We start from the raw sequence: 13,562 nt of genomic DNA on the forward strand, positions 1-13,562 counted from the left end.
GGCGGATGAGACCGCGGGCGGTGGACGCCGGGATCGCCGGGATCGCGGCCCTGGCCTGCGGGATCATCCTGACCGGCCGGACCGGTGCGACGGTGGCCGGGACCGGCCCGCCCGACTGGATCGCGGCGCTGCTGCTGCCGGTCCCGCTGATCCGGCGGCGGGACGAGCCGGTGCTGGTCTTCACCGTCGTCACCGTTCTGACCTGGGGCACCCAGGCGAGCGGGCTGCAGAATCCGGCCGCGCTGCTGGTCCCGCTGCTGGCCCTGCACGCGCTGGCTCGGTACCGGCCGGCCCGATACGTCTGGCCGGCCGCGGTCGTCACCGTGCTGCCGGGGCTCGGCGCGCGGGAGAACTGGGTGGCGGTGGTGGCGGTGGCCGCCCTCGTGCTGGCCGTCGCGCTGATCGGGATCAGTCAGCGCACGCGGGCGGCGTACCTGCGGGAGTTGGAGGAGCGGGCCCGGCGGCTGGAAGTCGAACGGGATCAGCGGGCGCGTCTCGCGGTGGCTCACGAACGGGCGCGGATCGCCCGTGAGATGCACGACGTGGTGGCGCATCACATCGCGGTGATGATCGCGTTGTCCGACGGGGCGGCCGCCACCGCTGCCGTTGATCCGGTGCGGGCGGCGGGCGTGATGGGCCGGGCTTCCGCTGTCGGCCGGGAGGCGATGAGCGAGATGCGGCGCCTTGTCGGTTTGTTGCACGACTTCTCCGGCACGGCGGCGGTTCGAGCCCCGCAACCCGGCCTCGCCGACGTGGACGCGCTGATCGACCGCGTCCGCACGGCCGGCCTCAAGATCACGTTCACCCGGGAGGGTGTCCCCGGCGACTGGGGCCCGGGTGCCGGCCTGGCGATCTACCGGGTCGTCCAGGAAGCGCTCACCAACGTCCTCAAACACGCCGCGCCCGGAGCGGCCAGCGAGGTGACCCTGCGGTACGACCCGGCATCCGCCGAGATATCGGTCGTCGACGACGGCGCGGGGCGTTCCGCCCCTGACCTCGCCGCCGACGGGCGGCACGGCCTGGCCGGCATGCGGGAACGGATCGCGGCATACGACGGGCGGGTCGACGCCGGGCCACTTCCCGGCGCCGGCTGGCGGGTCCACGCGACGCTGAGATTCCGATGAGCGTCTCCGTGCTGCTGGTGGACGACCAGCCGCTGCTCTCCCTCGGCTTCCGGCTCGTGCTGGAGGCCCAGCCGGACATCACCGTCGTGGGCGAGGCCGGGGACGGGACTCAGGCCATCCGGATGACCCGGGCGCTGCGGCCCGACGTGATCCTCATGGACGTACGGATGCCGGTTCTCGACGGCATCGAGGCGACCCGGCAGATCGTCGCCTCCGGGAGTGCCGCCCGAGTCCTGATCCTGACCACGTTCGACCTGGACGAGAACGTCTACGCCGCGCTGCGCGCCGGAGCCAGTGGCTTCCTGCTCAAGGACGTGCCGCCGGCCGACCTGGTCAGCGCGATCCACGCGGTCGCGAGCGGACACGCGGTGGTCGCCCCGGCGGTGACCCGGCGGCTGCTGGACACGTTCCTGCCGCACCTGCCGCCGGACGTCGTGCCCGCGCCACCGCGGGCGGACCGGCTCACCGCACGGGAACGTGAGGTCCTCGTCCTGGTGGGCCGGGGCCGCTCGAACCCGGAGATCGCCGAGGAGCTGCACGTGTCCGAGGCGACCGTGAAGGCGCACGTCGGCCGGCTGCTCGGCAAACTGGAGTTACGTGATCGGGTGCAGATCGTCGTTTACGCCCACGAGAATCGGCTGGTCTAGCTGATGGCGATGTCGTCGACGTTGACGTGGACGGCGAGGACGCGCAGACCGTAGCTCTCGACCGCCTCGGTCACCTTCCGCTGGACGGCGGTGGTCACCTCGGCGACCACGGTGCCGGCGGCCAGGACGACCACGACGTTGATGGTGGCCGTGCCCTCCTTGACCTCGGCCGAGACACCGCGGCTGCCGTCGCCGACCGTGTCCAGGCCGACCTTGTCGAGCACGCTGTTGAAGAATCGCGCAACATCGCCGCCCAGGTCGGCGACGCCGGGAACGGTGCGGGCGGCCGCGGCGGCGATCTTCTCGACCACCTCGCCGGAGACGGTGGTGTTGCCGGACGGGGTGGTGGCGCCGGTGGGCTCGGTCATGACCCTGATCTCCTGCTCTCAACGCAGATTCGCGACTTCGCCGGGAGCGTACTGAAGATCAGCGGCGAACCGCCAGACCGGTACCCGGCTGTCCGCGGAGGAACACCGGAATTCGCGCCGTCCATGGTGGCCGGAATGCGGAAAACGGTGGGATCAAGACTGTTGAAAACGGATTCCCGCATCCGTCTCTAGCTGGGAAAACGTGGCACATTCGCGGGGTTCGGAGGCCGGTAACGTGGCATTAACAGCCACGGGAGGCGTCATGGAGAATGGCCACTACGGCGATGAGCTGACCCTGCGGTTGTCCGGCATCGCCGACATCACCGCGCTCGACGACGACCTGGTCCTGACAACGTTCATGCGTGACCTCGTGACCCGGATCGGCATGACGGTCATCGCCGGCCCGATGGTCGCGACCGAGGCCGGCCCACCGGAGAAAGCCGGCAAATCGGCCGTCGTGATCCTGGCCGAGTCGCACGCCGCCATCCACACCTACCCGCACCTGCGGGAGATCTTCGTCAACGTCTTCTCCTGCAAACCGTTCCGCGAGGCCGACGTGCTCGCCGAGTTCCGCCGGCTCGTCGGCGACTTCCGGATCAGCGAACGTCTGCTGCGGCGCCGCGGCGAGGAGTGGCCCCGCGATCTCGCTGCGGCGGAGCAACTCTGGAGCGACCACCGGGCCGCACTATCGTCGGTGCATGACTGAAAACGTGCGTCTCAGCGCCGGCGACGCCGCGCCCGACTTCACCCTCCCCACCGACAACGGGGACAGCCTTTCCTTGAAGGACCTGCGCGGGCGCAAGGTCGTGCTCTATGCGTACCCGGCGGCGATGACGCCCGGCTGCACCAAGCAGGCCTGCGACTTCCGCGACTCGCTCGCGTCGCTGCAGGCCGCCGGCTACGAGGTGGTCGGCATCTCCCCCGACAAGCCGGCCAAGCTGGCGAAGTTCCGCGAGCGTGACGCGATCACGTTCCCGCTGGTCAGCGACGAGGACAAGAGCGTGCTGACGTCCTACGGCGCGTTCGGCGAGAAGCAGCTCTACGGCAAGACGGTGACCGGCGTCATCCGTTCCACGTTCGTCATCGACGAGAACGGCGCCATCGAGCGAGCCCTCTACAACGTCAAGGCCACCGGTCACGTCGCCAAGCTCCGCCGCGACCTCGGCCTCGACTGACCGGTCCGAACTTCGGGAAAGTCCGCAGGTCCGGGCCCGTCGCGCCGATGAGGAGAGCACTCCACAACCGGCGGAAGACGGTTCCCGGGCTCACGGCGGTCGTCATGCGGTAGCCAACCCGCAAGGCGGCCGCCGTGCACCGCGCCAACCCCACGATCACATTCTTCATTGCCGGTCTCCGCTGTGGTCCTTCGCCGTCGCTCCCGCGGGGACCCTTCCGGGCCGAGCAGGGCGCGGGGCGCCCAGAACGCTCAGCCCTCCAGGGCGACGTCCGTGGGTGGGCCCGGTCAGAGCAAAAGACCGCTGGTGGCCGCGTGACCGGGCCGCCCGTGAACCGGAACCCCGCCGCAGGCTCGCGCGGCCGTCCGGCGTCGACGCCTCGCGGCCCGTGGGGTTGTGCACAACCTGTGGACAAGTGGAACTCAGGAACGTGTGGTCGGTGCGGGAGAAGGGACTCGAACCCTCACGCCCTCTCGGGCACGGGCACCTAAAACCCGCGCGGCTGCCATTTCGCCACTCCCGCCCATTTTGCCCGGCCAGGGCAAAGCGTTGGATGGAGTCTAGTCGCTCCCACCGGTCCGTGACGCCTCGGTTCTGCCCGTTCGTGTCGCCCCGCCACCGGACCGTCGTCCCGGCCCGCTTCTCCCGTTCCTGCCGGACACCGCCACGGCTGGTCCTTCAACGCCGGTTCGCACTCTCTCGGCTGGTTCCCACCGTGGTCGTGAGGCACGAACAACCCCGGCGAGAACCAGCCGGGACCGGGAGCGCGCTGCCCGCTGAACCACCGCCTCGGTCGCGGCTCCGACGGGCGGCGGGCACCGGCTGGGCCTTCGGGCGTGGCCGGGTTCTTCGCTCCGGGCGCGCTCGGGCGCGGGTGGCGCTGCGAGTCACGACGGGGTTGTGATCCGACCGTGCCCACCCACGGACGTCGCCCTTGCGGGCTGAGCGTCCTGGGCGCCCCGCGCCCTGCTCAGCCCGCAAGGGTCCCCGCGGGAGCGACGACCGGGACCACAGCGGAGACAGGCAATGCGGATCTGGAATTTGATCTTCGGGGTCAGCCGCAGCTCGCGGGTCTGGGGTCGGCGGCGAGGTTGAGGAGGGCGTCCTCGGTGGTGCCCGGAACGGCCGCAGCCGACTCGGGCAGCGGGGCCACCGAGGACGCCGTGGGGGGAACGGTGGTGGGCTTGACGGCGGCGGAGGCGGAGGCGGAGGACTTCTTCGCCTCGGGGGTCGGCGTGGACTTGCTCGTGGTCTTGACCGTGGTGGACTTGCCGGAGACCGAGGTGGAGGTCTTCTGGACCACGCCCGGCTTCATCGCGATGCCGGAGACCGTCGACGTGTTGCCGTAGATGTCGGTGATCTTCAGCTTGTACGGGCCGGAGCCGGCACCGCCGTCGATCAGCCAGTAGTTGTAGTCCTCGCGGTGCGCGGACTTGCCGGAGACCTGCACCGAGGCAAGCGGGTTGGCGTGGTTGTCGATGCGCGCCGCGAACCAGTACTGCGACGCGCCCTCCTTGATCCGGACCGTGATCGGGCCCGGCACCGACGGGTTCTTGACCAGCTTGTACGTGATCGGGATGATGCCCGCGACCTCGCTGCCGATCTTCTTGAACGCGGTGCGGCTCAGGTCGAGGTGACCGGTGTCGCACTCGGGGCAGGAGTCGAAGACCTTGACGCGGACCGTGCCCTTGGGGCCGGTGACGTCGAGGTATGCCCCGCAGGAGGCGCCGCCGGCGTACTGATCCGGGCCGAGCGCGACGTAGAGGTCGTCGGCGGGCGTCTCGAACGAGCAGTTGCCGGACGTGCCGCCCAGGTCGTAGAAGGTCGCCTTGCCGGATTTCGCGCTGGTGCTCGGCGGCGCGGCACACGCGGACCCGCCGGTCTGCAACAGCAGCGCCACGCCGATGATGCCGGCGAGGACAGCGGCGCCGCCGGCGGCGAGCCATCGGGTCGGGAACGGGCGTCGATGAGCACTCACGCTCAGCGATACTTGCCGGGCCGGGCGCTCGCGGCAAATGTTCTAAGACTCTCCTAAGACAGGTGTACCGCTAATGAGTGCCGCGTCACTCCTGGAGTGTCACCGTGTCGCCGAGCCGTAACACACCGACATCACCGGCCGTGAGATCCGGGACCAGGTTGACCGCGAACATCAGGCCGCCGTCGATCCGCCGATGCCGGCCGAGGACGTGCAGCGGCTGCCGCCCGGTCTCTCCCGTCTCCTGGTCGATCGTGGTGACCCGGCACCGGGCGCAGTGCTTGGCGACCCGGAACGTCACCTCGCCGACCCGCAGCCGCTTGCCCAGCCAGCCGTCCTCGGCCCAGGCTTCCGCGCCCTCGACCACGAGGTTCGGCCGGAAACGGTGCATCGGGACGGGCTCCTCGCCGGCCTCGGCCAGCCAGTCGCCGACCGCGTCCAGCGAGGCGGTGTTGGCCAGCAGCACCGGGTAGCCGTCGGCGAAGCTGACCCGGTCACCGGGGGTGGCCGTGGCTTCCGGGATGGTCCGGCTGGTCGGGTCGGACTGCCAGACCAGGCGCGCGTCCCGGCCGAGGAACGCGCTGACCCACTCGGACTCGGCGACCCGCCCCGGGTACTCCGGCTTGTTGCGGAACACCCGGACGGCGATCTTCGGACCGTCGGCCGGCTCGTCCAGATCCAGATCGTCCTGGCCGGGCGCGGCGAGACGCAGACCGCCCGGACGCGGCCGGACGTGCAGCCGGGTCAGGAGCGGCGTGTCCCGCTGGGTGATGCCGACGCCGTCCTCGTTCACGATCATCCAGCGGCGGTCGCCCCGGAGACCCCAGGGCTCGACGACGGCCTCGGCATGGTCCAGGCGGTGGCAACCCTTGACCGGGTAGGTGTGCAGTTCGGCGATCCGCATGCGTCCAGCTTTTCACGTTCCGGGCATCAGCTCCCTTTCATGTTCCGGGAATAGGGTGGGCCGGTGATCACACGGATGTGGCGGGGATGGGTGCGCACCGATCAGGTCGAGGCGTACGTGGCGTACATCGAGCGGACCGGCCTGGCCGAATACCGGAAGACCCCCGGCAACCTCGGGGCCCAGATGTGGACACGTGACCTCGGGGACGGCCGCTCCGAGGTGACCACGGTCAGCTGGTGGGCATCGATCGACGTGATCCGCGGGTTCGCCGGGGAGGACCTCGAGCGGGCCGTCTTCTACCCGGAGGACGACGCGTTCCTGATCGAGCGGGAGCTGACCGTCACCCATCATTTCGTGGCCCGGGACTGCGGCTGATGCTCCTGCTGCTCGACCTGGACAACACCTTGATCGACCGGGATGCGGCGTTCCGCGCGGCAGCCGCGGCGTTCCTGGCCGAGCACGGTCTGGCCGCCGACGACCTCGACTGGTTGATGGCGGTCGACGCGAGCGGCTACACGCCACGGGACGAGGTCGCGGCGGCGCTCGCCGGGCGCGGGGCGCCGGCTGCGGCCGTCGAGCGGTTCCTCGGCAACGGCGGTGCTGACCGGGTGTCGCTGGCGGAACCGGTGCGGGCCGCGCTCGCTGATGCCCGGGCCGAGGGCCGGGCCACGGTGATCGTCACGAACGGGCGGGTCGACCAGCAGACGGCGAAGATCCGGAACTGCGGGCTCGACCAGGTCGTCGACGGGTGGGTCGTCTCCGAGTCGGTCGGCCACAAGAAGCCGTCGCCGGAGATCTTCCGGGCCGCGGCAGCGATGGCGGGACGGCCGCTGAGCAGCGGCTGGATGATCGGCGACTCGGCGCACGCGGACATCGGCGGGGCGTGCGCGCTGGGGCTGCGCTCGACGTGGATCTCGCTGGGGCGCACGTGGGCCGAGACCGCCTTTCACCCCAGCCACATCGAGGCCGACGTCGCCGATGCCATCCGCCGGGCCGGGCACCCCCGCTTTCCGGCCCTTCGCCGAGGGCTAGCGGACTGAAAGATTTCATGCATAAGCTGTCGGCGTGAATGACGGAGTGGTCAGGACGGCGGAGCGGGTGCTCGACCTGTTTCACGGGGCCCGCCTGACGCCCACCCAGCGGCGGATCGCGCACAGCCTCGTGGAACATGCCGCCAAGGCCGCCTACCTGTCCGCCGCCGAGGTCGCCGAGCTGGCCGGGGTCAGTCAGCCGTCGGTGACCCGGTTCGCGACGGCGCTGGGCTACTCCGGATATCCGGCGCTGCGCCGGGAGCTGCGCGCCCTCGCCTCCGACGCGCCCAGCGAGCCGGCCGGGGAGAACACCATGCAACGGGCGGTGCTCGCCGAAGCCGATCACCTCCGGCGGCTGGCCGAGGAACTTCACCGGCCCGATGACGTACGGCGGGCCGCTGACCTCCTTGCCGCCAGCCGGCCGTTACCGGTGCTGGGGCTCCGGGCGGCGGCGCCGCTCGCGGCGTATTTCGGGTATTTCGCTGCGAAGGTCTTCCCCGACGTGCGAGTCCTGGACAGTGGGGGGACAGGACTGCAGGACCGGCTGGATCAGGCCCGTGCGGCCGGCGCCGGTGCGATGCTGGCGATCGTGCTGCCGCGCTATCCGCGCGAGTCGGTCGAGGCGGTCCGCGAGGCGAAAGCGGCCGGGTTCGCGGTGGTGGCGATCACGGATTCCGCGGTGAGCCCGGTGGCCGACGACGCGGACGTGGTGCTGCCCGCCGCGGTGGGCACGCGGCTCGTGTTCGACCTGCACACCGGGCCGATGGCGATGGCCATGGTGGTGCTGGAGGCGATGTGTGACGCCGCGCCCGAGCCGGTGCAGCGTCGCCTGGAGGAGTTCGAGGCGTCCGCGGCTCGGCGGAACATCTTCACGGCGTGATGGAGGAGACCTTGTCCGAGATTCGTGCACCTCGCGGTACGTCGTACACCGCCCAGAGCTGGCCGCAGGAGGCCGCCAAGCGGATGCTGATGAACAACCTCGACCCGGACGTGGCCGAAAGGCCCGAAGACCTCGTGGTGTACGGCGGGACGGGTCGCGCCGCCCGCAACTGGCCGTCGTTCCACGCGATCGTCCGCGAGCTGGACTCGCTGCGTGACGACGAGACGCTGCTCGTGCAGTCCGGCAAACCGGTCGGGGTGCTGCGCACGCACGAGTGGGCCCCGCGGGTGCTGATCGCGAACTCGAACCTGGTCGGCGACTGGGCGACCTGGCCCGAGTTCCGCCGGCTGGAGCAGCTCGGCCTGATGATGTACGGGCAGATGACGGCCGGTTCGTGGATCTACATCGGCACGCAGGGGATCCTGCAGGGCACGTACGAGACGTTCGCGGCGGTGGCAGCCAAGAAGTTCGGTGGTGACCTCGCCGGGACGCTGACGCTGACCGGCGGCTGCGGCGGGATGGGCGGCGCACAGCCCCTCGCGGTGACCATGAACGGTGGGGTCTGCCTGGTGGTCGACGTGGATCGGACGCGGTTGCAGCGGCGGATCGACACGCGGTATCTGGACGTGATCGCGGACGACCTGGACGACGCTGTCGCTCAGGCGCTGCGGGCGAAGGCCGACCGGAAGGCGATCTCCATCGGCGTGGTCGGCAACGCGGCGCTCGTCTTCCCGGAACTGCTCACGCGGGGCGTCGAGATCGACATCGTCACCGACCAGACCAGCGCGCACGACCCGCTCTCCTACCTGCCGGTCGGCGTCGAACTGTCCGACGCGGCCGCTTTCGCGCGCGACAAGCCGGACGAATACACCGACCGGGCCCGGGCCGGCATGGCCAAGCAGGTCGCCGCCATGGTCGGCTTCCAGGACGCCGGCGCCGAGGTCTTCGACTACGGCAACTCCATCCGCGGCGAGGCCCAGCTGGCCGGATACCAGCGGGCCTTCGACTTCCCCGGGTTCGTGCCCGCCTACATCCGGCCGCTCTTCGCCGAGGGCAAAGGCCCGTTCCGCTGGGCGGCGCTCTCCGGCGACCCGGCCGACATCGCCGCGACCGACCGGGCAGTGCTCGACCTCTTCCCCGAGAACGAACCGCTCGCACGGTGGATCCGGATGGCCGGCGAACGCGTCGCGTTCCAGGGACTGCCCGCGCGCATCTGCTGGCTCGGTCACGGCGAACGGGACAAGGCCGGCGTGCGTTTCAACGACATGGTGGCGCGCGGCGAACTGAGCGCACCACTCGTCATCGGGCGCGACCACCTCGACGCCGGGTCGGTCGCCTCGCCGTACCGCGAGACCGAGGCGATGCTCGACGGCTCCGACGCGATCGCCGACTGGCCGCTGCTGAACGCCCTGGTCAACACGGCTTCCGGAGCGAGCTGGGTGTCGATCCACCACGGCGGCGGGGTGGGGATCGGGCGCAGCATCCACGCCGGTCAGGTATGCGTGGCCGACGGGACCGCGCTGGCCGGGCAGAAGATCGAGCGGGTCCTGACCAACGACCCGGCGATGGGCGTGCTGCGTCACGTCGACGCCGGTTACGAGTCAAAGGCGGCTTCCGGCGTACGGGTTCCGATGCGCGATGAGTGACTTCGCTGCCCTGTGGGCGGAGATCGTGGCGGTCGGACGGTCGGCGGACGGCGGCTATCTCCGATACGCCCTGACGCCGCCCGAGCTGACCCTGCGCGACTGGTTCCGGGACCAGGCCGGCCGGCGCGGGATGACCGTGACCGAGGACGGCAACGGCAACCTCTTCGCCTGGTGCGGGGAGCCGTGGGCGCCGGGGACCGTGCTGACCGGCTCGCACTTCGACTCCGTCCCCGGGGGCGGAGGTTACGACGGGCCGCTCGGGATCGTCAGCGCGTTCCTCGCCCTGGACCGGCTCGCATCGCCGCGGAACATCGCGATCGGGGCGTTCGTCGAGGAGGAGGGCGGGCGTTTCGGCGTGCCCTGTCTCGGCTCCCGGCTGATGACCGGGGTGATCACGCCGTCGCGAGCCGCCGCGTTGACGGATCGTGACGGGATCACCTTCGGTGAGGCGCTCGGCTCCTCGCCGGCCGGACGGATACCTCTCCTGCGCAATCTGTCGGCCTTCGTCGAGCTGCACATCGAGCAGGGCCGGGCGCTGGACGTCCCCGTCGGCGTCGGCAGCGCGATCTGGCCGCACGGGCGGTGGCGGATGGAGTTCGCCGGGGCAGGCGACCACGCCGGGACGACCCGGATGGCCGATCGCCGCGACCCGATGCTGACCTTCGCCCACACCGTCCTCGCCGCGAACGAGGAGGCCCGGCTGATCGGGGCGCACGCCACCGTCGGGCGGGTGCAGGCCGAACCGAACGCGACCAACGCCATCCCGTCGATGGTCCGGGGCTGGCTCGACGCGCGGGCCGCGGACACCGGGACGCTGGACCGGCTCCTCGAAACGGTGATCAAGCGAGCCACCGAGCGGGCCGGACGGGACGGGACCGAACTGTCGGTCGTCGCCGAGTCGGTCACCGAGGAGGTCGCGTTCGACACCGAGCTGGCACGGCGGCTGTCGGCACTGCTCGGGGACGCGCCGATCCTGCCGACCGGGGCCGGTCATGACGCCGGGGTGCTGTCGGCGCACGTGCCCACGGCGATGCTCTTCGTCCGCAACCCGACCGGGGTCTCGCACGCGCCCGCCGAGGGCGCCTCCGACGAGGACTGCGAGGCGGGTGTCGAGGCGCTCGCCCGGGTCCTGGAGTCCCTGACGTGACCGTTTACCTTGCCGAGCACGCCTGGGTGGGCGGCCGGGTCGAGCGCGACGTCCGGGTCGAGGTGACCGGCGGACGGTTCTCCGCGGTCACGGCGAACTCCGCCGACAGAACGGGCACCAGGCTGGCCGGGCTGGTACTGCCGGGGATGGCCAACGCCCACTCGCATGCCTTCCACCGCGCCCTCCGCGGCCGCACGCACGGCGACCGCGGCAGCTTCTGGACCTGGCGTGACCTGATGTACCAGGTAGCCGGGCGCCTCGACCCGGACAACTACTTCGCGCTGGCCAAGGCGGTCTACGCGGAGATGGCCCTGGCCGGGATCACCTGCGTCGGCGAGTTCCACTACCTGCACCACGGGCCGGACGGGACGCCTTACACCGACCGGAACGCGATGGGACACGCCCTGACCGCGGCGGCCGCGGACGCCGGCATCCGGATCACCCTGCTCGACACCGTTTACCTGACCTCGACCGTCGACGGGAAACCCCTCGACGGGGTGCAGCGGCGCTTCGGCGACGGTGACTACGACGGCTGGTACGACCGGTTCGGCGACCTGCGCGGCGGCGACCACGTGCGGATCGGGGCGGCGCTGCACTCGGTGCGCGCGGCACCCGCCGACGGGATGGCCACGTTCGCCCGGCGGACCGACGGGCTGCCGGTGCACGTGCACCTCTCCGAACAGCCGGCCGAGAACGAGCAGTGCCAGGCCGTGCACGGCTGCTCCCCCACGGAACTGCTCGACGCCAACGGCTTCTGGCAGCCGACCACCACCGCGGTTCACGCAACCCACCTGTCCGAGAATGATCGCCGGCTGCTGGGCGGGCGGTACGTCTGCTTCTGCCCGACCACCGAACGCGACCTGGCCGACGGCATCGGCCCCGCGCGGGCGCTCGCCGACCGGGGCTCGACGCTCACCCTGGGCAGCGACAGCCACGCCGTGATCGACCTCTTCGAGGAGGCGCGCGGCGTCGAGCTGGACGAACGGCTCGCCACCCGGCAACGCGGGCACTTCGGCGCGGACGACCTGATCGCGGCCGCGACCCGGGCCGGGCATGCGTCGCTGGGCTGGGCCGATGCCGGAGAGATCGCCGCCGGGCAGCGGGCCGACCTGGTCGCGGTGTCGCTGAGCAGCGCGCGGACCGCCGGGGTCGACCCGGCCGGGCTGATCTTCGCGGCGACCGCGGCGGATGTCACCGACGTGATCGTGGACGGGCACGCGGTGGTCGCGGAGGGCCGGCACCGCACGATCGACGTCCCGGAATCGCTGCGAACGGCGATCACGGCGGTCCTCCCATGACCGGGATGACGGCACGGACCAGCCCGGCGGACCCGGTCTCCCGTACGGAGGTGACGGCATGAGTCTGTTGATCACGAACATCGGTGAGCTGTTCACCAACGACTCGCACGGCCGGGATCTCGCCCCCGGCGCCGCGGTGATCGTGGACGGCGACCGCATCGCCTGGGTCGGTTCCGCCGACGGGGCGCCGGCCGCCGACGAGCGGATCGACGCGGGCGGCGCGGCCGTGCTGCCCGGCTTCGTCGACAGTCACGCGCACCTGATGTTCGCCGGGGACCGGGCCGCCGAGTTCGCCGCCCGGATGGCCGGCGAGTCCTACACCGGGGGCGGGATCCGGACCACGGTCGGCGCGACCCGCACGGCGAGCGACGAGGAACTGCGCGGTAACGCCCGGCGCCTGGTCAACGAGGCCTTACGGCAGGGCACGACCACGATCGAGATCAAATCCGGTTACGGACTGAACGTCGCCGACGAGGCCCGCTCCCTGCGCATCGCGGCGGAGTTCACCTCCGAGACCACCTTCCTCGGCGCGCACGTGGTGCCGGCCGAGTACCAGGACCGGCCCGACGACTACGTCAGCCTGATCTGCGGACCGATGCTGGCCCTGGCCGCGCCGCACGCCAAGTGGGTGGACGCGTTCGTCGAGCGCGGCGCCTTCGACGAGGATCGCGCCCGGACGATCCTGCTGGCCGGCAAGGAACGGGGACTCGGCGTGCGGGTGCACGGCAACCAGCTCGGCCCCGGCCCGGGCGTTCAGCTCGCCGTCGAACTCGACGCGGCCAGCGTCGACCACTGCACCCACCTGAGCGACGCGGACGTGGACGCGCTCGCCGCCACGAAGATCGAGTGCATGTGCCACGGCACCTGTTACGACGGCTGGGACCGGACCGTCGCCACCCTGCTGCCGGGCGCGGAGTTCTCCACGCGCTCGCCGTACCCCGACGCGCGGCGGCTGATCGACGCCGGGGTGCCGGTGGCGCTGGCCACCGACTGCAACCCGGGCTCGTCCTACACCTCGTCGATGTCCTTCTGCATCGCGCTGGCGGTCCGCGAGATGCGGATGACCCCGGCCGAGGCCGTCCGCGCGGCGACCCTCGGCGGCGCCCGAGCGCTGCGCCGCGACGACATCGGCGTGATCCGCCCCGGCGCCCGTGCCGACCTGCTGATCCTCGACGCGCCGTCGCACCTTCACCTCGCCTACCGCCCCGGCGTCCCCCTGATCCGCGACGTCATCCACGGCGGCCGCCTTGCCCGGGCCGCTGAATCCTCAATGCCTCACCCCGGCCGCCCCGGCGGGGCCGGCGAACCCCCTGCGCCTCACCCCGGCCGCCCCGGCGGGGCCGGCGAACCCTCTGCGCCTCACCCCG

The 13,562-nt window shown here is 71.6% G+C and carries 13 protein-coding genes, 1 tRNA gene and 1 pseudogene; 11 read left to right on the plus strand and 4 right to left on the minus strand.

All coding sequences use genetic code 11. The annotated features are described in order from the left end of the window. Window positions 1–5: 5 nt before the first annotated feature. Both ACH442_RS11445 and ACH442_RS11450 read left to right on the plus strand, forming a co-directional pair. Window positions 6–1,124, plus strand: coding sequence for a sensor histidine kinase (locus ACH442_RS11445; protein WP_396337859.1), 1,119 nt, complete (start codon window positions 6–8; stop codon window positions 1,122–1,124). Beyond that, window positions 1,121–1,771, plus strand: coding sequence for a response regulator (locus tag ACH442_RS11450; RefSeq protein ID WP_396337860.1), 651 nt, complete (start codon window positions 1,121–1,123; stop codon window positions 1,769–1,771). The genes ACH442_RS11445 and ACH442_RS11450 overlap by 4 nt, the downstream gene beginning before the upstream one ends. Here ACH442_RS11450 and ACH442_RS11455 read toward each other — a convergent pair. Further along, on the minus strand, window positions 1,768–2,139 hold the full coding sequence (locus ACH442_RS11455; RefSeq protein WP_396337861.1) for an Asp23/Gls24 family envelope stress response protein: 372 nt from the start codon (window positions 2,137–2,139) through the stop codon (window positions 1,768–1,770). The two genes, ACH442_RS11450 and ACH442_RS11455, sit on opposite strands and share 4 nt — an antisense overlap. A gap of 262 nt (window positions 2,140–2,401) precedes the next feature. Between ACH442_RS11455 and ACH442_RS11460 the strand changes: the two genes are divergently transcribed. Together ACH442_RS11460 and bcp are read left to right on the plus strand one after the other, a co-directional pair. Then, window positions 2,402–2,845, plus strand: a complete 444-nt coding sequence (locus ACH442_RS11460) for an S-adenosylmethionine decarboxylase (protein ID WP_396337862.1) — start codon at window positions 2,402–2,404, stop codon at window positions 2,843–2,845. Continuing rightward, a complete protein-coding gene (gene bcp, locus ACH442_RS11465; RefSeq protein ID WP_396337863.1) occupies window positions 2,838–3,314 on the plus strand; it encodes a thioredoxin-dependent thiol peroxidase in 477 nt (158 codons plus the stop codon). Before ACH442_RS11460 ends, bcp begins: the two co-directional genes overlap by 8 nt. Before the next feature lie 440 nt (window positions 3,315–3,754). On the opposite strand, the gene ACH442_RS11470 is transcribed toward bcp, so the two are convergent. The 3 genes from ACH442_RS11470 to ACH442_RS11480 form a co-directional block, all read right to left on the minus strand. Then, window positions 3,755–3,837 (minus strand) — tRNA-Leu (locus ACH442_RS11470). 531 nt (window positions 3,838–4,368) lie between these two features. Beyond that, the gene (locus ACH442_RS11475) at window positions 4,369–5,292 is read right to left on the minus strand and encodes an expansin EXLX1 family cellulose-binding protein (RefSeq protein WP_396337864.1); all 924 of its coding nucleotides are present in this window, start codon (window positions 5,290–5,292) and stop codon (window positions 4,369–4,371) included. 85 nt (window positions 5,293–5,377) lie between these two features. Further along, a complete protein-coding gene (locus ACH442_RS11480; protein ID WP_396337865.1) occupies window positions 5,378–6,193 on the minus strand; it encodes an MOSC domain-containing protein in 816 nt (271 codons plus the stop codon). Window positions 6,194–6,256: 63 nt separating this feature from the next. On the opposite strand from ACH442_RS11480, the gene ACH442_RS11485 reads away from it, so the two are divergent. The 7 genes and pseudogenes from ACH442_RS11485 to hutI all read left to right on the plus strand — a co-directional run. Then, window positions 6,257–6,568: a hypothetical protein gene (locus ACH442_RS11485; protein WP_396337866.1), complete on the plus strand. Its 312-nt coding sequence runs from the start codon at window positions 6,257–6,259 to the stop codon at window positions 6,566–6,568. Beyond that, the gene (locus ACH442_RS11490) at window positions 6,568–7,233 is read left to right on the plus strand and encodes an HAD family hydrolase (protein ID WP_396337867.1); all 666 of its coding nucleotides are present in this window, start codon (window positions 6,568–6,570) and stop codon (window positions 7,231–7,233) included. The genes ACH442_RS11485 and ACH442_RS11490 overlap by 1 nt, the downstream gene beginning before the upstream one ends. A gap of 25 nt (window positions 7,234–7,258) precedes the next feature. Beyond that, window positions 7,259–8,104, plus strand: coding sequence for a MurR/RpiR family transcriptional regulator (locus tag ACH442_RS11495; RefSeq protein WP_396337868.1), 846 nt, complete (start codon window positions 7,259–7,261; stop codon window positions 8,102–8,104). After that, window positions 8,104–9,750: a urocanate hydratase gene (gene hutU, locus ACH442_RS11500; RefSeq protein WP_396338131.1), complete on the plus strand. Its 1,647-nt coding sequence runs from the start codon at window positions 8,104–8,106 to the stop codon at window positions 9,748–9,750. The genes ACH442_RS11495 and hutU overlap by 1 nt, the downstream gene beginning before the upstream one ends. Further along, window positions 9,743–10,897 (plus strand): allantoate amidohydrolase, encoded by a 1,155-nt coding sequence (locus ACH442_RS11505; protein WP_396337869.1) that lies wholly within the window; start codon window positions 9,743–9,745, stop codon window positions 10,895–10,897. The genes hutU and ACH442_RS11505 overlap by 8 nt, the downstream gene beginning before the upstream one ends. Further along, a complete protein-coding gene (locus ACH442_RS11510) occupies window positions 10,894–12,195 on the plus strand; it encodes a formimidoylglutamate deiminase (RefSeq protein WP_396337870.1) in 1,302 nt (433 codons plus the stop codon). Before ACH442_RS11505 ends, ACH442_RS11510 begins: the two co-directional genes overlap by 4 nt. A gap of 58 nt (window positions 12,196–12,253) precedes the next feature. Beyond that, a pseudogene (gene hutI, locus ACH442_RS11515) lies at window positions 12,254–13,438 on the plus strand (imidazolonepropionase); the annotation flags it as partial. Between the last annotated feature and the right edge of the window lie 124 nt (window positions 13,439–13,562).

This window comes from Actinoplanes sp. NPDC020271, from assembly GCF_044388125.1.
In the GTDB taxonomy this organism is placed as follows: Bacteria; Actinomycetota; Actinomycetes; order Mycobacteriales; family Micromonosporaceae; genus Actinoplanes.

Bases quoted from the DNA above. Each gene is read 5' to 3' on its own strand.
- ACH442_RS11460 (WP_396337862.1), top strand. From the start codon at position 2,402: ATGGAGAATGGCCACTACGGCGATGAGCTGACCCTGCGGTTGTCCGGC.
- ACH442_RS11505 (WP_396337869.1), top strand. From the start codon at position 9,743: ATGAGTGACTTCGCTGCCCTGTGGGCGGAGATCGTGGCGGTCGGACGG.
- ACH442_RS11450 (WP_396337860.1), top strand. From the start codon at position 1,121: ATGAGCGTCTCCGTGCTGCTGGTGGACGACCAGCCGCTGCTCTCCCTC.
- hutU (WP_396338131.1), top strand. From the start codon at position 8,104: ATGGAGGAGACCTTGTCCGAGATTCGTGCACCTCGCGGTACGTCGTAC.
- ACH442_RS11445 (WP_396337859.1), top strand. From the start codon at position 6: ATGAGACCGCGGGCGGTGGACGCCGGGATCGCCGGGATCGCGGCCCTG.
- ACH442_RS11490 (WP_396337867.1), top strand. From the start codon at position 6,568: ATGCTCCTGCTGCTCGACCTGGACAACACCTTGATCGACCGGGATGCG.
- ACH442_RS11480 (WP_396337865.1), bottom strand. From the start codon at position 6,193: ATGCGGATCGCCGAACTGCACACCTACCCGGTCAAGGGTTGCCACCGC.
- bcp (WP_396337863.1), top strand. From the start codon at position 2,838: ATGACTGAAAACGTGCGTCTCAGCGCCGGCGACGCCGCGCCCGACTTC.
- ACH442_RS11455 (WP_396337861.1), bottom strand. From the start codon at position 2,139: ATGACCGAGCCCACCGGCGCCACCACCCCGTCCGGCAACACCACCGTC.